Source organism: Fodinicola acaciae, from assembly GCF_010993745.1.
GTDB classification, from domain to species: domain Bacteria; phylum Actinomycetota; class Actinomycetes; order Mycobacteriales; family HKI-0501; genus Fodinicola; species Fodinicola acaciae.
Genome location: NZ_WOTN01000001.1, coordinates 1,337,228 through 1,358,364, shown reverse-complemented (window position 1 = coordinate 1,358,364; position 21,137 = coordinate 1,337,228). Strand labels below are relative to the sequence as shown.

At 71.1% G+C, this 21,137-nt stretch carries 18 protein-coding genes and 1 pseudogene; 9 read left to right on the top strand and 10 right to left on the bottom strand.

Annotated elements, in window-relative coordinates:
• Positions 1 to 76 precede the first annotated feature (76 nt).
• From lnt to GNX95_RS06365, 3 genes are all read left to right on the top strand, one after another.
• Positions 77 to 1,693 (top strand): apolipoprotein N-acyltransferase, encoded by a 1,617-nt coding sequence (gene lnt, locus GNX95_RS06375; protein ID WP_222853425.1) that lies wholly within the window; start codon positions 77 to 79, stop codon positions 1,691 to 1,693.
• Between the two features lie 58 nt (positions 1,694 to 1,751).
• Positions 1,752 to 2,468, top strand: a complete 717-nt coding sequence (locus GNX95_RS06370; protein WP_222853628.1) for a polyprenol monophosphomannose synthase — start codon at positions 1,752 to 1,754, stop codon at positions 2,466 to 2,468.
• Between the two features lie 95 nt (positions 2,469 to 2,563).
• Complete coding sequence (locus GNX95_RS06365) at positions 2,564 to 3,070, top strand: FxsA family protein (RefSeq protein WP_163506193.1); 507 nt, start codon at positions 2,564 to 2,566, stop codon at positions 3,068 to 3,070.
• Between the two features lie 132 nt (positions 3,071 to 3,202).
• On the opposite strand, the gene GNX95_RS06360 is transcribed toward GNX95_RS06365, so the two are convergent.
• Positions 3,203 to 3,547: an RNA polymerase-binding protein RbpA gene (locus GNX95_RS06360; RefSeq protein ID WP_163506192.1), complete on the bottom strand. Its 345-nt coding sequence runs from the start codon at positions 3,545 to 3,547 to the stop codon at positions 3,203 to 3,205.
• A gap of 504 nt (positions 3,548 to 4,051) precedes the next feature.
• A complete protein-coding gene (locus tag GNX95_RS06355; RefSeq protein WP_163506191.1) occupies positions 4,052 to 4,687 on the bottom strand; it encodes a TetR/AcrR family transcriptional regulator in 636 nt (211 codons plus the stop codon).
• A gap of 139 nt (positions 4,688 to 4,826) precedes the next feature.
• Here GNX95_RS06355 and GNX95_RS06350 point away from each other — a divergent pair, with 139 nt between their 5' ends.
• Entirely contained in the window at positions 4,827 to 6,026 is a 1,200-nt protein-coding gene (locus GNX95_RS06350; protein WP_163506190.1) for a cytochrome P450, read from the top strand.
• Between the two features lie 23 nt (positions 6,027 to 6,049).
• Here GNX95_RS06350 and GNX95_RS06345 read toward each other — a convergent pair whose 3' ends face one another.
• The 3 genes and pseudogenes from GNX95_RS06345 to GNX95_RS44190 all read right to left on the bottom strand — a co-directional run.
• Positions 6,050 to 7,411, bottom strand: coding sequence for an MFS transporter (locus GNX95_RS06345; protein ID WP_163506189.1), 1,362 nt, complete (start codon positions 7,409 to 7,411; stop codon positions 6,050 to 6,052).
• Positions 7,412 to 7,501: 90 nt separating this feature from the next.
• Positions 7,502 to 7,687: a hypothetical protein gene (locus GNX95_RS43760; protein WP_281356878.1), complete on the bottom strand. Its 186-nt coding sequence runs from the start codon at positions 7,685 to 7,687 to the stop codon at positions 7,502 to 7,504.
• Between the two features lie 260 nt (positions 7,688 to 7,947).
• A pseudogene (locus GNX95_RS44190) lies at positions 7,948 to 8,601 on the bottom strand (ATP-binding cassette domain-containing protein); the annotation flags it as partial.
• A gap of 97 nt (positions 8,602 to 8,698) precedes the next feature.
• Between GNX95_RS44190 and GNX95_RS06335 the strand changes: the two are divergent.
• Together GNX95_RS06335 and GNX95_RS06330 are read left to right on the top strand one after the other, a co-directional pair.
• Complete coding sequence (locus GNX95_RS06335) at positions 8,699 to 9,106, top strand: hypothetical protein (protein WP_163506188.1); 408 nt, start codon at positions 8,699 to 8,701, stop codon at positions 9,104 to 9,106.
• A 49-nt stretch (positions 9,107 to 9,155) separates the two neighbouring features.
• A complete protein-coding gene (locus GNX95_RS06330) occupies positions 9,156 to 10,013 on the top strand; it encodes an NAD(P)H-binding protein (protein ID WP_163506187.1) in 858 nt (285 codons plus the stop codon).
• 31 nt (positions 10,014 to 10,044) lie between these two features.
• Here GNX95_RS06330 and GNX95_RS06325 read toward each other — a convergent pair whose 3' ends face one another.
• Positions 10,045 to 10,815 (bottom strand): glycerophosphodiester phosphodiesterase family protein, encoded by a 771-nt coding sequence (locus tag GNX95_RS06325; RefSeq protein ID WP_163506186.1) that lies wholly within the window; start codon positions 10,813 to 10,815, stop codon positions 10,045 to 10,047.
• A 156-nt stretch (positions 10,816 to 10,971) separates the two neighbouring features.
• Here GNX95_RS06325 and GNX95_RS06320 point away from each other — a divergent pair, with 156 nt between their 5' ends.
• Positions 10,972 to 12,750: an Hsp70 family protein gene (locus tag GNX95_RS06320; RefSeq protein WP_163506185.1), complete on the top strand. Its 1,779-nt coding sequence runs from the start codon at positions 10,972 to 10,974 to the stop codon at positions 12,748 to 12,750.
• Between the two features lie 79 nt (positions 12,751 to 12,829).
• Here the strand turns inward: GNX95_RS06320 and GNX95_RS06315 are convergent, their stop codons facing one another.
• The 4 genes from GNX95_RS06315 to GNX95_RS06300 are packed head-to-tail and all read right to left on the bottom strand — an operon-like array spanning position 12,830 to position 17,837.
• The gene (locus GNX95_RS06315; protein WP_163506184.1) at positions 12,830 to 13,498 is read right to left on the bottom strand and encodes a hypothetical protein; all 669 of its coding nucleotides are present in this window, start codon (positions 13,496 to 13,498) and stop codon (positions 12,830 to 12,832) included.
• A gap of 22 nt (positions 13,499 to 13,520) precedes the next feature.
• The gene (locus tag GNX95_RS06310) at positions 13,521 to 15,407 is read right to left on the bottom strand and encodes a dynamin family protein (RefSeq protein ID WP_163506183.1); all 1,887 of its coding nucleotides are present in this window, start codon (positions 15,405 to 15,407) and stop codon (positions 13,521 to 13,523) included.
• Positions 15,404 to 16,252 (bottom strand): nucleotide exchange factor GrpE, encoded by an 849-nt coding sequence (gene grpE / locus GNX95_RS06305; RefSeq protein ID WP_163506182.1) that lies wholly within the window; start codon positions 16,250 to 16,252, stop codon positions 15,404 to 15,406. Before grpE ends, GNX95_RS06310 begins: the two co-directional genes overlap by 4 nt.
• A 4-nt stretch (positions 16,253 to 16,256) precedes the next feature.
• Positions 16,257 to 17,837, bottom strand: a complete 1,581-nt coding sequence (locus tag GNX95_RS06300; protein WP_163506181.1) for a dynamin family protein — start codon at positions 17,835 to 17,837, stop codon at positions 16,257 to 16,259.
• Positions 17,838 to 18,070: 233 nt separating this feature from the next.
• Here GNX95_RS06300 and GNX95_RS06295 point away from each other — a divergent pair, with 233 nt between their 5' ends.
• Both GNX95_RS06295 and GNX95_RS06290 read left to right on the top strand, forming a co-directional pair.
• Positions 18,071 to 20,617: a LuxR family transcriptional regulator gene (locus tag GNX95_RS06295; RefSeq protein WP_222853424.1), complete on the top strand. Its 2,547-nt coding sequence runs from the start codon at positions 18,071 to 18,073 to the stop codon at positions 20,615 to 20,617.
• On the top strand, positions 20,614 to 21,132 hold the full coding sequence (locus tag GNX95_RS06290; RefSeq protein WP_163506179.1) for a LuxR family transcriptional regulator: 519 nt from the start codon (positions 20,614 to 20,616) through the stop codon (positions 21,130 to 21,132). The genes GNX95_RS06295 and GNX95_RS06290 overlap by 4 nt, the downstream gene beginning before the upstream one ends.
• The last annotated feature ends 5 nt before the right edge of the window (positions 21,133 to 21,137 follow it).

The following is a 21,137-nucleotide window of genomic DNA, read 5'->3' as shown; positions in this document are numbered from 1 at the left end:
CGGGTGGCCTGACCCCGCGTGTCCTCACGATGCACAATGCATTGACGGTCGTAGAGGCCCCGACAGGAGTTGACGCGTGGCAGTGACGCTGGACAAGCCCATCGAGGCCGGAGCCGACCCGGAACCGGCACGCGATCCCTGGTACGCGAAGCCGCTGCCGTGGTGGGCGGTGATCCTCGGTTCGGTCGTCTCCGGTGTGCTGCTGTGGCTGGCGTTTCCGCCGGTCGGGCTCTGGTGGACCGCGCCGATCGCCATCGCGCTCTTCGCGTTGACGCTGCGCGGCCAGCGCAAGCGGCGTGGCGCGTGGGCCGGCTATCTGTTCGGCCTGGTGTTCTTCACGCTCGTGCTGCACTGGGCCGGCACGTTCGTCGGCTCCGTCTGGTTGCTGCTGCCGGTCTCGCAGGCGGCCTTCACCGCGCTGCTCGGCTTCCTCACGCCGCTGACCTGGCGTAAGCCGGTCCTGCTGCCGGCGCTGACCGGCGGTGCCTGGGTGATCTCGGAGGCGCTGCGGTCCCGCATCCCGTTCGGTGGCTTCCCGTGGGCCAGGGTCGCGTTCTCGCAGTCGGACGCGCCGACGCTGAAGCTCGCCTCGATCGCCGGCGCTCCTGGTGTCACGTTCGTGGTGGCCGCCGTCGGCGGCCTGCTGGCCCTGGCGGCGATCTGGCTGATCACCGAGCGGCAGAGCCGCCGTTGGGCCATCGCCGGGCTCGCGGCCGGCGCGGTCGCGCTGATGGCCGTCGGTCCGCTGGTGCCGACGCCGGCGCCGAGCGGTCCGACCGTGACGGTCGCGGTCATCCAGGGCAACGTGCCCCGGCTCGGCCTGGACTTCAACGCGCAGCGGCGAGCGGTGCTGGACAACCACGTGAAGACCACACTGAAGCTCGCCGACCAGGTGAAGGCCGGCACCGCCAAGCAGCCGGACTTCGTGATCTGGCCGGAGAACTCCTCCGACATCGACCCGCTGGCCAACGCCGACGCGTACGCGGAGATCACCATGGCGGCGAAGGCGATCAAGGTGCCGATCATGATCGGCGGCATGATGAACGGCCCCGGCCCGACGCACGTCAGCAACACCTCGATCGTGTGGAGCCCGGTCAGCGGACCCGGCGAGCGGTACGTGAAACGGCATCCGGTGCCGTTCGCCGAGTACATCCCGCTGCGGCCGATCGCGCGGATGGTCACCGACAAGGTCGACCTGGTGCCGCGCGACTTCTATCCCGGTGACCGGATCGGCACGATGACGCTGGGGAAGTACACGGTCGCCGACTCGATCTGTTTCGAGGTCGCCTACGACGACCTGGTGCACGACGCGGTCGCCGCCGGCGGCCAGATGATCACCGTGCAGACCAACAACGCCACCTTCGGCAAGACCGAGGAGAGCGCGCAACAGCTGGCGATGGTGCGCTTCCGGGCCGCCGAGTACAGCCTGCCGGCGCTGATGGCCTCCACCACCGGCATCTCCGCGGTGGTCGACCACAACGGCGGCGTCGTCCAGCACAGCGGCCTGTTCGAGCAGGCCATCCTGGTTCAGCAGGTCCAGCTCGCGCGGCCCGGCCAGCAGACCTCTACGCTGGCGGCACTGCTCGGGGTCTGGCCCGAGCTGCTCGGCAGCGTGGCCACCGCCGCGGTGCTCGGGTGGCTGTGGGTCGGCATCCCGTGGCGCCGTAAGCGTCGGGAGGGACTGGGTGAGTAGGCAGCCGGCTGAGGACGACACGCAGTTTCCGGAGTATCCCGGGCTCGGCCGTGTGCTGGTGGTCATCCCGACGTACAACGAGGCCGACAACATCCGCGAGATCGTCGGCCGGCTGCGCGCGGCGGTGCCGGAGGCCGGCATCCTGGTCGCCGACGACAACAGCCCCGACGGCACCGGACGGATCGCCGACGAGTTGGCCGCGGCCGACGACCAGATCCAGGTGCTGCACCGGCCTGGCAAGCAGGGGCTCGGCGCGGCGTACATCGCCGGCTTCCGGTGGGCCGGCGAGCACGGCTACGACGTGGTCGTGGAGATGGACGCCGACGGCTCGCACGCGCCGGAGGAGCTGCCCCGACTGCTCAACGCGCTGCGTTCGGCCGACGTGACGATCGGCTCGCGCTGGGTGCCGGGTGGCAAGGTGCTCAACTGGCCGAAATACCGCCACGGCGTCTCGCGCGGCGGCAACCTGTACGTACGGATGGCGCTGCGGATGCCGGTGCGGGACGCCACGGCCGGATTCCGGGCCTACCGGATGACCGCGCTGAACAAGATCGACCTCGGTGCCATCGCGTCCCAGGGCTACTGCTTCCAGGTCGACCTGACCTGGCAGGCGTCGCAGGCCGGGCTGCACATCATCGAGGTGCCGATCACCTTCGTGGAGCGCGAGCGCGGCAAGAGCAAGATGAGCTCCAAGATCGTCTACGAGGCGTACTGGCGGGTCACCGCCTGGGGGGTCAGGTCGCGGCTGGACGGCCTGCTGCGCCGCAAGCGCTGAGCCTGAGCTGACCCTGAGCTGGCGCTGAGTTTCGCTGCCGCCGCTGGCCGGGTGCTTATAGCCTCGGTGGGGAAGGCCGACGAAGGAGGCAGGCGGTGCGCTGGTTCGTCATCACGGTGGCAGCACTGGTCGGCACCGCGATCCTGGAAGTCGCGCTGATCGCGGCGTCGGTCCACTATCTCGGCGTGCTGGTGACGCTGCTGCTGATGGTGGCCACGTCGGCGCTCGGCTTCTGGCTGCTCACCCGGCAGAGCTCGCGCGCCTGGCGTGAGATGCGGTCGGCGACCGCCGACCAGCGTCCGCCGACCGCGGAGGCGGTGGACGGTGTGTACGCGCTGGTCGCGTCGCTGCTGGTGGTCGTCCCAGGTTTCCTGACCGACGCGATCGGCCTGATCGCGCTGATCCCGGTCGTACGCCGCGCCGTGCACCGGCGCGTGCTGGCTCGGCTCGCGCTGCGGCTGCCGCCGTCGATGGTCGGGCCGGTGCGCGTACAGGCGAAACGCGGGCGGAGCTCGGCCACGCACACACCGACGACGCCGACCACATCGGTCGACGCGCGCCAGCTCGACATGGGCACGATCGTCGAAGGCGACGTGCGTTAGCCCGTCTGTAAACGCGCACGGAAAAAGCCTTCCCCTCGGTCGGAGAAGGCTTCGCTCGTGCGGTTGACGAGCCACCCGCCGGCGGCGCTGGCGACGGGTGAACCTCAGGTGAGCGGTGGCCGCTCACCGGTCTCAGGCGGACTTGCTCCGCCGGCCGCGCAGGACCTCCAGGCGCTCCGCCAGGACCTCCTCGAGGTCGGCGACGCTGCGCCGCTCGAGCAGCATGTCCCAGTGCGTACGCGCCGGCTTGGTCTTCTTGGCCTCCGGCTCGGCACCGTCGATCAGCCGACCGAGGTCGCCGTGCCGCTGGCACTCCCACATCAGCGGGATCTCCGCGTCGGCCGCGAACGGCACGGTGAAGTCGTGGCCGTGCGGGCAGCGGTATGACCCCTCCTGGCGGGGCGCCAGTTCGGTGTTGCGGTCGGTCTCGTAGCTAACGGCACCGAGACGGCTGCCGCGCAAAGTGCGCTCACCCATGTGTGGCACCCCTTCCTGATAAACACTTTCGCTCTGAGTAACGACGAGCAGAGCGAAAGGATTCCCACTTTTCCGCTCCGGTACGCCATGGTCCCGGAGTTCGCCCACTCATGGGAAGGACGTCGGACGTTTATCCGCATGACACTTCTCACGCTAATTGTGGCGCAGATCACAAACTTCGACCACTGCTCAGATGAGCGGCGGACGATTGCGGATCGTCGTCCCGTTTGTCCCGACTTACGGTCTTGTTCTTCGGCCTTTGTCGGCCACTCGTACCGGACCGGCCGCTCTCAGTGAACTCTCAGGCAGGCACGTGACCTTCACCACTGCTGTCGAGTTGCGGACGCGGCGCGGCGTGGCGGCCGTCACGACCGAACCGCCGGAGCGCGCGTACGAACAAACCGACGGGTCGGTCCGGCAATGCGGCGGCGTTGGCGACAACCGAGCGATCTGTACGGAGAGTGACGAACGGCTGGATTCTGAGAACGTTTTCCAAGGTCGAGCTCAGTCTGCGGAGCGGACAGTCGCCGGCACTGGAGGCGTCAGTGCCGGCGCGATCTGGTCGAAGGCCGCGGTGGCCAGCTCGGTCAGCGAAACGTCCTCGTCCTGGTCCAGCCAGCGGCCCAACGCCGCGCGCGTGCCGGCTGCCGTGATGCTCGCCGCGACCCGCGGGAACAGGTCGCGGTCGGCATCCAGGCCGGTCCGTGCGGCGATCGCCTCCGACAGCGATCGCTCCAGCGCCGCGTACGAGGCCAGCTGGTAGGGGACGACCGACGGCGTGCGGTGCAGCATCCGCATCTCCGCGGCCCATCGGCGCGCCTGGTCGCGCGGACCGGCCTCGTTGAGCAGCAACAGGACGACGGCGCGTAGTGAGTCGGCGATGGACTCGTTGGCCGGACGGGCGGCCAGCTCGGTGACGAGTCGCTCGGCGCGCAGCCGGCTCTCGGCGACGATCGCCTCCTCTTTGCAGGCGAAGTAGTTGAAGAACGTACGCGGTGAGACCTCGGCCTCGGCCGCGATGTCGTCGACCGTCACCTTCTCCACGCCGTGGCGCAGGCACAGCCGGACGGCCGCGTGCGCCAGCGCGAGCTTGGTGGCGTGCTTCTTGCGCTCGCGCAGGCCGTCGGGCTGGTCAACCATGCCTGTCATTAAAGCATCCATTGCACTTGGTGAAAGCTTGCAGAATCTGCAAGAAGCTGCCTACGGTAGAGGCAGCAAAGACCGGTACGGGATAGATCGCCGTGTTCACGACCCGTTCGCCTGACCTCGGGAGGTTCTGATGACCCAGACCGCCGCGCAGCCGCTGCCGCGGGAACGGAAATGTCCGCTGGACCCACCACACGAGTACGAGCGGCTGCGTGCGGACACGCCAGTCCGGCCGCTGGCCTTCCCCAACGGCAGCACCGGCTGGCTGGTCAGCCGCTACGCCGACGTGACCGCGGCGCTGGTCAACCCGGCGCTGAGCTCGGAGCGCCGGTTCAACAACAGCCCGGTCGCGACCGTGCAACTCACCGAGGAGGAGCGTAAGGAGGCCGGACTCGCGGCGTCCTTCATCGGCATGGACCCGCCGGACCACACGCATTACCGGCGGATGCTCACCGGCCAGTTCACCGTGCGCCGGATGAAGTCGCTGACGCCACGCATCGACCAGATCGTCGACGAGCACCTGGACGCGATGCAGGCGGCCGGTCCGCCGGCCGACCTGGTGAGCCAGTTCGCGCTGCCGATCCCGTCGCTGGTGATCTGCGAGCTGCTCGGCGTGCCGTATGCCGACCGCGAGCAGTTCCAGCACCGGACCTCGGTGCTGTTACGACTGGACCGCAGCAAGGAGGAGCTGCTGGAGGCGACGCGCGGCTTGCGCGCGTACATGCTGGACCTGATCGCACGCAAGCGCCGGCAACCGGACGACGGCCTGATCAGCGGCCTGATCGAGGCCGAGGAGCTGACCGACGAGGAGCTGCTCGGGATCAGCAACCTGCTGCTGGTCGCCGGTCACGAGACCACCGCCAACATGATCGGCCTCGGTACGCTCGCGCTGCTGACCCACCGGGACCAGTGGGAGACCGTGCGAGACCAGCCGGACACGATCGAGCGCGCGGTCGAGGAGATGCTGCGCTATCTGTCGATCATCCAGTTCGGCCTGCCGCGTACGGCCAAGGCCGACACCGAGGTCGGCGGCCAGCTGATCAGGAAGGACGAGACCGTCGTGCTGTCGGTCGCGTCGGCCAACCGCGACGCGGATCATTTCGCCGATGCGGCGGACTTCGACGTGACGCGCGACGCGATCCGGCACGTGGCCTTCGGCTATGGCATCCATCAGTGCCTCGGCCAGCAGCTGGCGCGGATGGAGATGCGTACGGCGTTCGCCAAGCTCACCACACGCTTCCCGGACCTCCAGCTCGCCGTAGCGGCCGAGGAGGTGCCGATGCGCTCCGACATGGCCATCTACGGCGTACACAAGCTGCCGGTCACCTGGTAGCCGGTTGTCGCCGTTACCGCAGATCAGAGCAGGTCGGGCGGGGTGTTGCCGGCGGCGAGGATGGCGCGGCGGATCGGTACGAAGGCGAGTACGGCGGCGCCCACCACGAAGAAGACGATCAGCGACACGATGGCGAAGCGATAGCTGCCGGCCAGCTGGAACACCAGGCCGAACAGCAGCGGTCCGAGCCAGCTGGTGCCCTTGTCGCTGATCACGTAGATGCCGAAGTACTCGGCCTCCTTGCCGGCCGGGATGAGCTGGCTGAACAGCGAGCGGGACAGCGCCTGGCTGCCGCCGAGCACGAGGCCGATGCCGGCCGCCATCGCCACGAACGGCACGATCTGGCTTGCCGGCAGGAAAAACGCGAGCACGATCAGCAGGATCCAGGCCACCAGCGAGCCAAGCACCGTCTTCACCGCGCCGATCCGCTTCGCGACCGCACCGAGGCCGAGCGCACCGAAGAACGCGACGAACTGGACCATCAGGATGGTCGGCACGAGTACGGTCTGCGGCAGCTTGAGCTCGGCGGTGCCGTACTGCGCGGCCAGCAGGATGACGGTCTGGATGCCGTCGTTGTAGATCAGGAAGCCGACCAGGAACGCGATGGTCAGCGGAAAGGCGCGCAGCTCGGCGAGGGTACGGCCAAGCTGCTTGAAGCCGAAGACCAGCGGGTTGCCGTGCGCGACACCTTCCAGCGGTGACCGGTTGCGCATCATCACCAGCGGCACGATCGTGAAGCCGGCCCACCAGACACCGGCCGAGGCGATGGCCCACCGGGCGATTTCGGCTGTCTGCCAGCCGAAAGCAGCCGGACCGACCAGCACCGCGACGACCGCGAGCGCCAGCAGCAGGCCGCCGCCGACATAGCCGTACGACCAGCCGATCGACGACACCGAGTCACGCTTGTCTGGCGGTGCGAGCTGGGGGAGGAACGAGTAGTAGACGACGATGCTCATGCTGTAGGCGATGTTGGCGACCAGGAACAGCACGCCACCAAGCAGATAGCGGTCACCGATGCAAAAGAGCAGCAGGATCGTCGCAGCCGCGCCGACGAACGCGCACGCCGCCATCAGCTCGAGCTTGCGCGCCGAGCGGTCGGCGATCGCGCCGATCACCGGCAGCGCGAAGACGCTCAGGAAGACCGAGAGCGACACGACGTACGAGAAGAAGGAACCGGCCGCGACCGGGATGCCGAGCGGATGCACCAGGCCGTGCGCGTCGGCGGCTCGTTCGGTGACGGCGGTCAGGTATGGCCCGAGGAAGACCGTCACGCAGACGGTGTAGAAGCCGTGGTTGGCCCACTCGTAGAAATACCAGCCGGTGCGTTCACCGCGGTCGGCGTAGCCGGGGGCTCCGGTGGCCGTCGCGGCGGTCAGGTCAGCCATGAAACAGCCATGAGGCGATGATGATCTGCGGCACCGCAGCAGTATGCCGGTCCCCGAGCGATCTGTTGGTGAAGACAACGCGATTGGCGGTCAGCCACCGAGAAATCCGCCCGACTGGTGTCGCCACAGTGCCGCGTAGAGGCCGTCCCGCGCCAGCAGCTCCGCGTGCATACCTTCCTCGACGATCCGCCCGGCGTCGAGCACGACGATGCGATCCAGCCGGGCGATCGTCGACAGCCGGTGCGCGATCGCGATGACGGTACGCCCGTCCATCACGCGGTCGAGCGTCTCGTGGATGGCCGTCTCGACCTCCGAGTCGAGCGCCGAGGTGGCCTCGCCCAACACCAGGATCGGCGCGTCCTTGTACAGCGCGCGAGCCAGTGCGATCCATTGCCGCTGCCCGCCGGACAGCCGTACACCCCGCTCGCCGACCCTGGCGTCATAGCCGCGCCGGCCGTCCTGGTCGCGTAGCGCGGCAACGAAGCCGTCCGCAGCGGCGTTGCGGGTGGCGGCCGCGCGCCGTCGGTGGCGCCACCGTAGGCGATGTTGTCGCGGACGGAGCGGTGCAACAGCGCCGCCTCCTGCGTGACCATGGCGATCTGCCGGCGCAGGCTCTCCTGCGTGACGGCGGTGATGTCCTGGCCGTCGATCTCGATCCTGCCGGCCTCCGCGTCGAAGAACCGCAGCACCAGGTTGACCGGCGTCGACTTGCCGGCTCCGGACCGCCCGACCAGCCCGACCTTCTCACCGGCGGCGATGTCCAGCGTGACGCCGTCGAGGCCGCCGCGGCCATTGCCGTAGTGGTGGCTCACGTCGGTCAGCCGGATCCGGCCGGCACGTACGACGATCGCCAACGGCTGCGCGGTCGTACGCAGTGCGCGCTTGAGCGAGCCGACCGCGCCGAACAACAAGGACGCTCCTCGACGGCGTAGCCGACCAGAGCGACCACGAGAGCGCCGCCGAGCGACAGCATGCCGACGTTCATCGTCACCTCGACGCGCTGCACGCCGAAGTACGCCTGGCGGGCGGCCGCGAAGACGCGCCGGGTTTCCCGGTCGTCCTCGGCACGGTTGGCGAAGGGCGCTCGTGTCGATGTTGGCGTACGAGTCGACGAGCAGGCCGGTCAGCGCGGAGTTGGCCTCCTGCTGGAGTTCCGAGGCTCGGCGATAGCGCGGCACGACGTAGACCATGAGCGCCGCGTACAGCCCGATCCACAGCGCCAGCGGCAGGATCATCCTGGCGTCGAGCGCGGTCATCAGCCACACCGAGCCGACGATGTACGTCGCCATGAAGGCGATCGTGTGGATCACGGTGTACGCCGCCGTGGCCGCGGCGACGCCACCGTCACGCACCCACGTGGCAATCCGGCCGGCAAGGTCGTCGCGGAACCAGCCGCCCGGCGTAACCGATCAGCCAGACCTCGATGGCCGCGACGACCGCTCGCAGCGGCCGGAACTCATGGATCAGGAGGGGAAAGACTCGGTCGGACGGGGTGTCGACGCGCCGCGTACGGAACGGGTCGACGAGGCTTTCGAGCAGACGGAACACCGCGGTGGCCTCCAGGCGCGCGTGATCGGAATCCGAACGCGCTTCTCGGCCGGCGTTCAGCGCGGGATGACGCCTGCGCGCCCCATGACGGACCTCCCTCGCGTCTGGCGCAGCGAATTTCGCCGGGTTGACCTCAATGAATATTGAGGTTTTAGCGTCGGATCGGAAGGGGAATCGACGTTGAGGAGAGTGTGCGATGACAGACCGGATAGTGGTGACCGGCGCGACCGGAAAGGTCGGTGGCCAGGTTGTACGCCAGCTGGTCGCGGCCGGCCGGGAGGTCCGGGCGGTCGTACGCGACTCGTCGAAGGCGCGGTTGGCAGGTGCCGAGGTCGTACGAGGCGACCTCGGCGAGCCCGACACGATCGCGGCGGCAGCTGAGGAGTCCGAGGCGGCGTTCCTGCTATGGCCGTATCTCGGCACGCCGGCCGACACCGTGCCGGACGTCGTCGCTGCGCTGGCGAAGAGAACGGCGCGGATCGTCGTGCTGTCGTCGATGGGGGTCGTGGACGGCGTGGACCGGCAAAAGGATCCCAACTCCGAGTTCCACGCCGCACTTGAGCGCGAGGTGCGACGGTCCGGCGCCGAGTGGACCTTCGTACGGCCCGGCGGCTTCGCCGGCAATACACTCGGCTGGGCCTCGACCATCCGCGCGGAAGGCGTCGTACGTGCGGCGTACGCGCAGTTGGCGCGGCCGCTGATCCACGAAGCGGACATCGCCGCGGTCGCGGTGGCGGCGCTGACCGGCGACGGCCACGCGGGTGCCACGTACGCGGTGACCGGACCGGCGCTGGTTACGCAGGCCGAGCAGATGGCGGCGATCGGCGCGGCCATCGGTCGTGAGCTGCGGTTCGAGGAGCTGGCGCCAGCCGAGGCGCAGCGTCAGTTACGGGCGGCCGGCTGGCCGACGGAGATGGCCGACAGTGCGATGCGGACCTGGTCGCGGATGCTGGCGCGGCCGGAACCGGTGACCACGACGGTCCAGGACGTGCTCGGCCGGCCGGCGCTGACGTACCAGCAGTGGGCCGTCGACCACGCGGACGACTTCCGCTGACCCGCCAACGGCGACACTCTACTAGCCGAACCTAGCCCCAGATGCCGCGCTCCTGGTAGACCGACCGCAGCATCTCCAGGTCGTCGGTCATGATGCCGTCGACACCGATGTCGAGCAGCCGGCGCACCTCGTCGGGGTCGTCGATGGTCCAGATGTGCACCTGCATGCCGAGTGCGTGCGCGCGGCGAACCAGCCGAGCGTCGCCCACCGGCACGCGACCGTACGAGGTGGGGATCTGCAGGCACGGGACCGCCGGCGGCTGCGCGACCCGGCCGTTGACAGGCAGCAGCCAGGAGCCGAAGCGGATGGCAGCGACCGCGCGCGGGCCGGTGGACGTACACAGCCGCGGTCCGAGCGCGGCGCGGGCCATCGCCAGCCGGCGGTCGGAGAAGGAGCCGACGCAGACGCGGTCGATGGAGTTGGTCCGGCGGATCGTCTCGACCAGTGGCCCGACCGCGGCGTTGGCCTTCGGGTCGATGTTGAACCGCAGCTCCGGCCAGGCGCCGAGCAGGTCCTCCAGCAGCGGGATCGGGTCGTCGCCGATCCGCGCCTTGCTGACCTCCGACCACGGCAGGTTGGCGATGGCGCCTCGCCGGTCGGTCACCCGGTCCAGCGTCGGGTCGTGGAAGGCCACCAGGACGCCGTCGGCGGTGACGTGCGCGTCGGTCTCGACGTACCGGTAACCGAGCGACACGGCCCGCTCGAAGGCGGCCGCGGTGTTCTCGCGGCCGGTCAGCGCGCCGCCGCGGTGCGCGAAGGCCAGCGGATACGGGTGGTCCAGGTAGGGAAACCGGTGTGCCACGGCAGCAGTATGCCGGGGGTTGGTCAGCCGCCGGGAGTCGGATCGGTTTCACCGGGATAGGCCGGTTATGCCGGAAATCGTCCGGCCGGCCGCGTACCCTCCGGTCGGCGTTCGGTCGCTCCGGATCGATAGGGTGTCGGCCGAGGGGAGTGGTCAATGCGCGTGCTCGGGGTCGATTTCGGCACCTCCAACACGGTGGCGATGCTGCGGACCGCGGACGGCCGGGTCCGGCCGTTGCTGTTCGACGGGTCGCCGCTGCTGCCGTCCGCGGTTTACCTGGGGACCGACGGCAAGATCCTGGTCGGCCGGGACGCCGAGCGAAACGCCCGGGTCGATCCCGGCCGGTTCGAACCCAATCCCAAGCGCCGCGTCGACGACGTGACCGTGTTGCTCGGCGAGAGCGAGATCGAGGTGCCGCGGCTGGCCGCCGCGGTGCTGGAGCAGATCGTCACCGAGGTACGCCGGCAGATCGGCGGCATCCCGGAGCAGCTGCGGATGACCCATCCAGCGCGCTGGGGTGAGCGGCGCCGCAACATGCTGGTGCAGGCGGCGCAGATGGCCGGCCTGCCGCGGCCGCAGCTGATCCCGGAGCCGGTGGCCGCCGCGTCGTACTTCACCGCGGTCCTCGGCACCTCCGTGCCGCCGGGCCGGTCGCTGGCGATCTACGACCTCGGCGGCGGCACGTTCGACGCGACCGTCGTACGCCGGACGCAGCACGGTTTCGAGGTGCTGGCCGAGCAGGGGCTCGGCGACGTCGGCGGCCTGGACTTCGACTATGCGGTGGTCAGCCACCTCGGTGGCACCTACGGCGACACCCACCCGGACCTGTGGAAGCACCTGGTCGAGCCGGAGGACGGCACCGACCGGCGGCACCGCCGGATGCTGCTGGAGGACGTGCGCGGCGCGAAGGAGATGCTGTCCCGCACGTCCACCGCCGACATCCATCTGCCGGCGCTCGAGGTGGACGCGCACGTCACCCGGGACGAGCTGGAACAGATGATCAAGCCGTATCTGGAGCGTACGGTCCTGTGTCTGTCGCAGACCATCGGCCAGGCCCGGCTGGAGCCCAAGGACCTGGTCGGCATCTTCCTGGTCGGCGGGTCCAGCCGGATCCCGCTGGCCGCGCACCTGATCCACAGCTCCACCGGAGTAGCGCCGACCACATTGGAACAGCCGGAGACGGTCGTCGCCGAAGGCAGCCTGCGCGCCGGCGCGGTCGCCGGTGACGCCGGCGCCGCGCCGGTCTCGACGCCACCGCAGGCCTTCCGGCCGACTCAGCCGCCGCGTCCAGGCGGTCCCGGTCCGGCTGGTCCGCCCGGACGTCCGCTGCCGCCACCTGGTCCGCCGGGCGTACGTCCGCCGCAGGGTTTCCCCGGCCGTCCGCCGGCCGGTCCGCCACCGCGTCCCGGCCAGTTCCCGCCGCCGGCACGGCCGGTCGGTCCACCGAACCAGCTGCCACCACCCGGGCCTGGCGCCAACCGCCCGACGACCGGTGGCGGTCCGCAGCTGCCGGCGCGGCCGAACGGTCCGATCGCGAGTCCGCCACCTCGGCCGGCCGCCCCGCCACCGCAGCCAGCGGCGCGTCCAGTGCCGCCGCCTCAACCGGCCCCACAACCGGCCCCACAACCTCAGCCAGCGGCTCAGCCAGCTCCTCAGCCGGTCGCTCCGCCGCCGGCGCAGCAGGTCGCGCCGACGTCTGCCACGCCGGCCAGCGGAGGCGGCTTCCAGCCGGTTCAGCCGCCAGTTCAACCGCCACGTCCGCCGCAGTTGCCACCGCAGCCGTTGGGTCAGCCGCTGCCACCGGCGCCGGCGCAGCAGGACGAGGAGCTGCGGCCGTGGTACAAGGAGCGGATCGTGGTGATCTCGTCGATCGTCGCGGTGTGCTTCCTGATCCTGTTCGTGGTGCTGCTGGTCGTGTCGCAGTTCAACCGCTGACCTCAAAGGCCGTAGGGACCCCTTACGTGCGCCAGGCGCATGTGGGGTCCCTACGGCCTTTGAGGTGGGCTTGGTGTCGTCAGGCCGCCGGGGTCCATAGGTGGGCCAGTGAGCGTACGGCCGGGTCGTCGGAGGCCATCAGGTCCGGCCAGCTGGTGCTGTCGGCGCCGGCGTCCATCGCGGTCAGGTCGGCGAGGCCGGACGGCGGGCTGTCCGGGATGTCGCCGGCGTAGGCGCTGGTGCCGTCGTCCAGATGGTCCGAACCGCCGTCGGACGGCTCGCCGAGCAGGTTGAGGTCCAGCCACGGACCGCCGTCGGCCGGCGCGTCGATGCCGAGGTCGAGCTGCGGCGGGAAGTCGCCGAGGCCCGTGTCGTCGACCTCGTACGGCACGTCGGTCAGCGCGCCGACCGGTGTCGAGGTGTCGTCGACCTCGAATGTCCCCTGGTCGTCGTGTGCGCCGGCGCCGTCGTGGACAGCGTCGGCCGGCGCGAAGTCGTCGTGCTCACCGGTGTCGACGGCGTCGCCGCCGAGATACGGGTCGATCGAGCCGTGGTCGGCGTACGCTGGCTCGAACTCGCCGCTGTCGGCCGTGTCGTGCGTGCCGTCGGAGGCGGCGAACTCGGCGTGCGAGCCGCTGTCGTCGGCGCCGTCGTGCGTGTCGTCGCCGGCGGCATCGAACTGGTCGTAGCCGTGGTCACCGAGGTCGTGGTCGGCCGGCTCGAACTGGCCGTACTCATCGTGGTCCATGTCGCCGTCCCCCATCCCGCCGTCAGCTGTCGGTGCCTTCTGCGCCGGCGACCGCGGTGGCCCTGCGCAGCTTGACCAGTGCCTCGTCCAGCGGACCGAGCTTGCCGCGGATGGCGTCGCGCTCCGCCTGGAACTCCGTACGCTTGCGCTTACGGGTCGCGGCGTCCTCGGCGAGCGCGCGGTCGATGTCGCCGATCTGCTTGTCCAGCTCCTTGATCCGGCGGTCGATGGCCTCCTCCAGCGCCAGCGTGAGGTTGTGCTCCAGGTCGGTGAACTGGTAGGAGACCGCGTCGCCGAGCGACGCGCGCGCCTCCGCGAGCACCTCGCGCAGCCAGACCTTGGCCTCCTGCCGGTTGGTGGTGACGCGCCGGCGATAGAGCATGAAGGCGGCCGCGCCGAGGCCGAGACCGATGGCCACCGGGAAGGCGATCACGGCTCCGGCGGCGCCGGCGATCGCGGCACCACCGGCTGCCACCGCCTTGCCGGCCAGCAGACCGGGGCTGGCGCTGGCGGTCACCATCAGCAGGCCGTCCTGGCCGCCCTTCTCACGCCGCGGTTTGGTGGTGATCCGGGCGACCAGCCGGCTGTTGAGCCGGTTGAGCACGCGGTGGATCTCCTGCGGGGTGAAGACCTGGTTGAGGATCCGCGCGCCGACCTGCCGGAACCGGTGCTGCATGTCCGCGGTCATCCGCAGCGCCAGCGCGTGCAGCGACCGGTCGACGTCGTACGGCAACCGCTTGATCGCGTCGTTGCCGGACCGGTCGATGTGGTTCATCCAGTATTCCTGCAGCCGGCTGACCTCGGTCCGTACGCGCGCGGTGATGTCAGTGCGCGACCGCTTGATCTCGGTCGACATGCTGACCTGCCACGACCGCGTGTCCGACCGCTTCTTGGCGGCGACCTTGCCGCGCTCGTCCTTGAGCTCCTGCAGGGTCGCCGGATCCGGGTCGGCGGTGCGGATCTTGTCGCCGGCCAGCTGATCCAGCCGGATCAGCTCCGACCGCACGGTCCGCAGCACGTTGGCGCGCTTGAGCAGCTCGCCTCGAGCGGCGACACCTTCGGCCAGAGCCTTGCGCAGGACGTCGATCCGCGACTCCTGCAGCAGCGCTCCGGCGGCCTCCGGCGGCAGGGTGGCGGCGACCTCGGCGAGCGCGGAGGAGACCGGGAAGAAGCCGGCCTGTCCGAACCGTGGCGCGTGTGCCTGCAGCAGCCGGATGTCGTCGTCCATGACGGTCCGCCAGCCGGGGTAGATGTCGGTCTTGGTGAGCGCGAACAGCACCAGGTTGACTCGCTTGCTGGCCTCGGACAGGAAGTTGAGCTCCGGCTGCGAGAACGGCGCGGAGGCGTCCACCACGAACAGCAGCGCGGTGGCGTTCTCGACGGCGTCCAGCGCGATCTCGGCGTGCGCCGAGTCCAGTCCGCCGACGCCGGGGGTGTCGACGATGTCGACCTGGCTCAGCATCTGCGACGGATAGTTGATCTCGATCCGGCGCGGCGGCCGAACGCCGTCGGGAAGCTGGCCGAGCACCGTACCCCAGTCGCGCAGGCTGGAGACCTCCAGCGGCACCGGCGCGTCGTCACCTGGCACGTACGCGCGTGCGGCCGGCGTGTCGCCGTGCTTGAACTCGAGGTACGCGCTGGTGGCCACGGCGGCGTCCACCGGCGACAGGCCCGGCGCGCCGATCAGCGCGTTGACCAGCGACGACTTGCCGCGCTTGGTCTCGCCGACGATGACGACGACCGGCCGGCCCTCGTCGCGCCGGCGTACCGCGTCGATGTCGGAGGCGGCGTCCGGGTCGACCCGGCGGATGTGCGCCAGGCCGTTGTCGATCGCCGCGCTGACCTGGCGGACCAGGGCCGCTTCGGCCTGCCGCGGGTCGGGCTTGGCGGTCTGTACTGGCTGGCTCACGAGTTCCTCCGGTAGACGGTCACGACGGGGAGCCGCAGCACGCGGCCGCGGTCGAGGTAGCCGGGGGTCTCCACGCCGGCGATCCAGCCGTCCTGCTGTGGGTCGGTGGTGTCGGTCGAACCGCCGGCCTCGTGCCGGGACGGGTCGAACTTCTCCCCGTTGGGCCGGATCTCGGTGACGCCGATGGACTGCAGGTCGCGCGCGATCCGGTCGGTCAGGGCGGTGCTGGTGGCCCGGTCGCGTACGTAGATCAGGGTGTCCACGAGCTGCTTGCGGTCACCGTCGGCCGGCGTCGGCGCCGGTGGTGCCGAGACGGGGAGCGAGCCTGGCACGGACGCGGGTGCGCGCGGGCCAGCCGGAGCGGCGCGGCGGCCGGCGGCGGCCATGATCAACAGGCAGGCCAGGCCGGTCAGCAGCGTGCCGAGGAAGCCGACCACCGCGGCGAGCAGCGAGAAGCGCGAGCCGCCGCAGGTGCCTTCGGCGGTCAGCACGTGGCCGACGCCCCCAGTGCCGATCTGGTTGCCACCGGTGCCGTTCTGCTGGCCGGTGGTGCCGCCCAGCTGACCGTCCTCGGAGCCCTGCTCGGGGCCAGTGCCCGGCTGCGCGGACTCGCCTGGCTGGCCGGGTCCACCTGTCTGCCCACCGGTCTGTCCGGTTGTCTGTCCGCCGGTCTGCCCACTGCCGGGCTGCTGGTTGCTGCCGGTGCTCTGACCCGGTCCGGGGGTCGCGCCGCTGCCGCACTGGGCCGTGCCCAAGCCGCCGGTCACCCCGGTCAACACGCCCACCACGACGGCCATGATCAGGGTGATCGCCGCCGCGAGAATGCGGAGATTGGTGGTCGACATCGGGTCAGTAACCCCCAGTTACGCGCGGTCGGTGGGCCGGGTTGGGACCGGTTGGCGGACCCGGCCGGTGCCGGACCCGTTGGGACAGGATGTGGAAGCCGCGGTGCGCGACGTGCGCGACCCTGGCCTGCGACGGCGTCGCACCGGCGACGGCGAAGCGCCGCCATCTGGTGGCCGCCTCCAGCGCCGCCTTCTCCAGCTCGGCCGGTGGCGCGCCGGCCGGCAGCGCGAGGATCGAGGCGGGGTCGTCGGACAGCGCGAGCCGGGTCAGCTCGTCCTCCATCTGCTGTGGCAGCTCGACCGCGCCGGTGGTGACCTGCTGCGCCACGTCGAGCAGCCGGAGCTGGTGATACTCCGGCTCGGCCAGCAACCGCTCGACGGTGTCCCTGAGCAGCTCCCGGTCGCGCAGCTGCTCGGTGCGGGACGCGATCTGCTCCAGCCCGGTCAGGGCCCAGCCGGCCTTGATGGCGTCGCTGCGCCAGCGGAACGCGCGTTCGAGCACCTGGCGTACGCGCGGAAAGCCGGAGGCGAGGAAGAGGCGGCGGCTCAGCTCGTTGGTCGGCAGGTCCGGCTCGGCCTCCAGCGCGGCGAGCGAGAAGCGTACGCCGTAGATGTCCAGCAGGACGAGCAGCCGCTCACGCTCCTCCTTGGACACCGGGCAGTCGCGGCTCACGAACAGGTCGACGGAGGCGGTCAGCACCTGCTTCTCGACCGTGGACATGCCGGCGATCTGCCGCAGTGCCTCGCAGTCGGCGGCGGTGAGCCGGCCGGACTCGGTGGTCTCGGCGAGCAGGCCGACCAGCGGCACCACGTCGGAGACCTGCCGGCGCAGCACCTCGGCCTGGCTGCTGGCCAGCGGGCCGGCGGTCGGCCACGGGTCACCCATCGCGACCAGCTTGTCGACCTTGTTGAACAGGCCGAGCGAGTTGATCGGGTTGCTGGACAGCCGGGCCGACATGGTGCGGAAGGCCTCCAGCGCCTCCACGTCGTCCTGCCGGACCGACTGCGTGAAGACGTACACGATCGCCTCGGCCCCGGTGAGTGCCCCGGCGCTGTCCGCGTCGATGTCGTCGGACAGCAGGCCCTGCGATTCCTCGGCGGAGCCGTCGTTGCCGAGCAGGAAGTCCTTGCTGCCGGCGGAGATCTGCTCGTTGGTCGAGCTCAGGCCCGGCGTGTCGACCACAGTCAGGTCGCGCAGCCGCTCGATCGACAGCGTGACGTCGATGTACGAGACCTCGTTACGCGGTACGCCGATCTTCTGCGGCAGCATGCCGTTGGAGTCCAGCGGCAGGCTGACCCGGTTGCCGTCGCGGCGTACGACGTCGACGCGGTCGGAGGTGCCGTAGCGGAACTGGGTGACCAGCCGCGTGCACTCGCCGACCTGGGTCGGCGCCACACGGCGGCCGATCAGCGCGTTGACCAGCGTGGACTTGCCGGCTTTCAGGCGGCCGGCGATGGCCACGCGGAGCGGCTCGCCGAGCCGCTGCCGCAGGTCCAGCACGGCGGCCCGCGTCGACGGGCTCAACCGCGGTGCGACCTCGGCGCACAGCGCGGCCACCCGGGTGCTCAGGGGTCCGGCTGCCATGGCTACTTCGAGGACGTGGTGGACGACGTCAGGACGCGACCTGCGGGGGAAAAGCTGATATCAACAACGTTGTAGGGCATCGCGCCAAGGGCCTTTCGACGAAAGCGGATCTCACTGCGATACGGATACGACCTTAGAACTATCCTTCTCGGGCACCATCCCATGTTCGTGCCACCCCGGGGGAGGTAGGTCCGGCAATGCCTCCAGAGGTGCCCCCAGAGGTGCCCCCAGCAGTGGCGCCACCCACCACCGATCCGGCTGTCGAGCTTGCCGCGCCGGTGCGACCAGGACTGGTCGTGATCACCGGTGCACCCGGCGTGGGCCGGTCGACGCTGCTCACCGCGCTGGCCAGCGCGGCCGGCGGCGTCGTCCTCAGTGGCGGCGGGCTCGCCAGCCTACGGCACGTGCCAGGCGTCGCGTTGAGCCGTGCGATCCGTGCTCGGCTGCCGGAGGCCGATCTGGACCTCGCGGCCGAGGCCGTACGCGCGCGAGTGAAGGACGGCCTGCTCGTCCTCGACGACCTGCAGTGGGCCGACAGCGTCACTTTGAGCGTTTTGCCGAGACTCGCGCGACACGTACGGGTTCTGGCCGCTCTGCGTACTCCGAACAACCTGCCGGCCGAGGTGGTCGCCGCGCTGCGTACGGCCGCGAGTGCGTGGGTCGCGGTCCCGCCGCTGACCGGGGCGGCCGCCACCGCGCTCGCCGAGCGTACGGTCCCGGAGCTGTCTGCCGGCGCGGTCGCGGCCGTCGTGGAGCGTGCTGGTGGCATGCCGCTGGCGGTGCAGGTGCTGGCGAAGCGGGCGTTGCGTACCGGCGGCGACCTGTCCGGCCTCGGTCGCGCGGCGTCGGCGCGCGCCGACGACCTGGAGCGCGCGATCGGTGAGGCGGTGGCGCAGCTGGAACGGCCGGCTCGCACGGCGATCGCCGCGCTCGGCCTGCTCGGCCGGCCGGAGCTGGCGCGCCGGCTCGGCCCCGGCGTGGCCGAGCTGGTGGAGGCGGGTCTGGTCACCGTCGATAACGACGTGGTCGCGCCGGTGGCGCCTTGTGTCGCCGAGATCGCGGCCGGCGTGCTGCCGGCCGCCGACCGCGCGGCGCTGCACGGCCGGCTCGCGGAGTTTTGTCCGCCGGGCGAGGCGGCCCGGCATTTCGCCGCCGCCGGCCAGTCCAAGCGCGCGTACGAGCAGGCGCTGGTCGCGGCGGAGCAGGCGCGTACGGACGGCGAGCGGTGCTCGAGCCTGCTGCTCGCGGCCGGTCTCGACGGGGTGGACATTCCGGTGGAGGTGCGGCTGGACGCGGTGGCCGCCGCGCTGTCGGTCGGCCGCTATCACGCTGCCGTACGCGTGCTGGACAGCTTCGACGGCGGCGAGCACAACGCCGCGCATCGCGTGTTGCGCGCGGAGGCGCTGTTGCAGGCCGGGGATCCGGCCGGCGCGCTGGAAACGGCGACCGGCGCGGCGGACGGACTCGACGACGCGCAGCTGGCCGAGCTGGACCGGATCCGGATCCTGGCCGCGGTCGGTACCGCCGACCGTGCGGCGATCGAGGCGGCGGTGGCGGCCGCGCGGTCGCGTGCCGAAGGCGATCGACCGGCGCCGGTCGTGGCCGCGTTGGCGATCGCCGCGGCGGCCCAGCGTCAGGAGGGCTGGCAGGCGGAGCTGACCGCGGCGGCGGAGGCGTGCGAGGCGGCCGGGCGTACGTCCGACGAGCGCTGGTGCCGGTGGGTCCTTGCCGAGACACTCGCCTCCGACGGCGACACCGAGCTGGCCGGACCGGCCGCCGCAGCAGGTGCCAGCCGTTGCGCCGCCGGCGGCGCCTACAGCTGGGAGACGCGGTTCGTGGCGCTGGGTCTCTGGGTCTCGGCGCTGCGCGGCGAGGGGCTGGACGAGGTCGTACGCCGCGCCGCCGACATGCTCGACCGGTCGCTGCCGGGCCGTGCTCGCGCGTACGCGCTGGCCGCCGGTTGCCTGGCGGCGGCGGACTCGGGTGCGCTCGGTCTGGCCCGCGGCCGGCTGTCCGGTGGGCTGCCGGAGGGCATGGTGGTGCGCGGCATACCGGCCGAGGCGCTCGCCTGGGTCGGGCGTGAGGTCGCCTGGCTGGACGAGTCGCCGGTCGACGGCGCCGACCCGGCGATCGGGCAGTCCGCGTTGTTGCTCGGCCTGGCCGAGATCACCGAGCACTGGGCCGCGTACGAGCGTGCCGCCGGTGCGATCGGTGCGCACGCCGAGGACACCGGCCGGCTGGCCGCCGCGTTGCTGCCGCCGGCGCAGGCGGCCGAGGCCACCCTGCGCGCGTGGACACGGGCCGCCGGCGGTTGGCCGTCGTCGTCGGAGTTCAACGCGGCTGCGACCGCTTGGCACGAGCGTGTCGTACGCGAGGAGATCCGGGCGCTGCTCGGCGTGGTCGTCGCGCCCGATCCGCCGGACGCCGCCGTACCAGCGCTGCTGGCCGCCGAGACGGCTGCCGAGAACGCGGGTCTGGTGGTGCTGCTCGGCCGTGTCCGCAAGGCGCTGCGGCGCTATGTCGCGCACGGCCGTGTGTCACAGCGCAACCTGGACGAACGACCGCGGGTCGGGCCGAGCAGCAGTCCGCTGTCGGCCCGCGAGACCGAGGTGTTGCAGCTGGTGGCGCAGGGGGAGTCGACCCGGCGGATCGCCACCCGGCTCGGTCTGTCCCGGGAGACCGTCGAGACGCACGTACGTTCCGGCATGCGCAAGCTCGGGGCGCGCACCAGGACCGAGGCCGCGGCGCTGGTGGCGGCGGAGCTGGGTGAGCCGGCATGAGCCAGCCGTTGCATGTGGTGGAGACGCAGTCGGCGGCGGCCGGCGTGCTGCGCAGGCTGACCAAACAGGGGTGGACGGTCGGCACCGGCTTCGTCGTGCCGCCCGAGCCGTGGGACCTGAGCCGCCGCAAGCTCGTGCTGTCCGGTCCGGTCGAGGACACCGCGGACGTCGGTGCGGTGGTGTTGGCGGCCGCGCGCGGCGTGGGCGTGGTTGCGGTCGCGGATCCGCGCAGCACGACCGGCCGAGCGCTGCTGGACGACCTGCGCCGGATCGGACCGGTCGGTGAGGCGGCCGCCGAGGCGCAGGCGCCGACCGTGCCGGGCTTGACCGCCGAGGAGTGCGCGCTGCTGGACCGGCTGGCCGACGGCGAGTCGATCGCGGCGGCGGCCGAGGCGGAGTTCCTGTCACTGCGTACGGCCAACCGCCGGATCGCGCACACGCGCAAGGTCTTCGGCGTCTCGAGCACACGCGCGGCGGTCGTCGAGTACGTACGCCGCCGCGACGCCGCTAGCTGAGTCTC

What these genes read in the sequence shown, in the direction of transcription:
- GNX95_RS06360 (WP_163506192.1), bottom strand. Translation starts at nt 3,547, where the DNA reads ATGGGTGAGCGCACTTTGCGCGGCAGCCGTCTCGGTGCCGTTAGCTAC.
- GNX95_RS06355 (WP_163506191.1), bottom strand. Translation starts at nt 4,687, where the DNA reads ATGGTTGACCAGCCCGACGGCCTGCGCGAGCGCAAGAAGCACGCCACC.
- GNX95_RS06350 (WP_163506190.1), top strand. Translation starts at nt 4,827, where the DNA reads ATGACCCAGACCGCCGCGCAGCCGCTGCCGCGGGAACGGAAATGTCCG.
- GNX95_RS06345 (WP_163506189.1), bottom strand. Translation starts at nt 7,411, where the DNA reads ATGGCTGACCTGACCGCCGCGACGGCCACCGGAGCCCCCGGCTACGCC.
- GNX95_RS06335 (WP_163506188.1), top strand. Translation starts at nt 8,699, where the DNA reads ATGAAGGCGATCGTGTGGATCACGGTGTACGCCGCCGTGGCCGCGGCG.
- GNX95_RS06330 (WP_163506187.1), top strand. Translation starts at nt 9,156, where the DNA reads ATGACAGACCGGATAGTGGTGACCGGCGCGACCGGAAAGGTCGGTGGC.
- GNX95_RS06320 (WP_163506185.1), top strand. Translation starts at nt 10,972, where the DNA reads ATGCGCGTGCTCGGGGTCGATTTCGGCACCTCCAACACGGTGGCGATG.
- GNX95_RS06315 (WP_163506184.1), bottom strand. Translation starts at nt 13,498, where the DNA reads ATGGACCACGATGAGTACGGCCAGTTCGAGCCGGCCGACCACGACCTC.
- grpE (WP_163506182.1), bottom strand. Translation starts at nt 16,252, where the DNA reads ATGTCGACCACCAATCTCCGCATTCTCGCGGCGGCGATCACCCTGATC.
- GNX95_RS06300 (WP_163506181.1), bottom strand. Translation starts at nt 17,837, where the DNA reads ATGGCAGCCGGACCCCTGAGCACCCGGGTGGCCGCGCTGTGCGCCGAG.
- GNX95_RS06290 (WP_163506179.1), top strand. Translation starts at nt 20,614, where the DNA reads ATGAGCCAGCCGTTGCATGTGGTGGAGACGCAGTCGGCGGCGGCCGGC.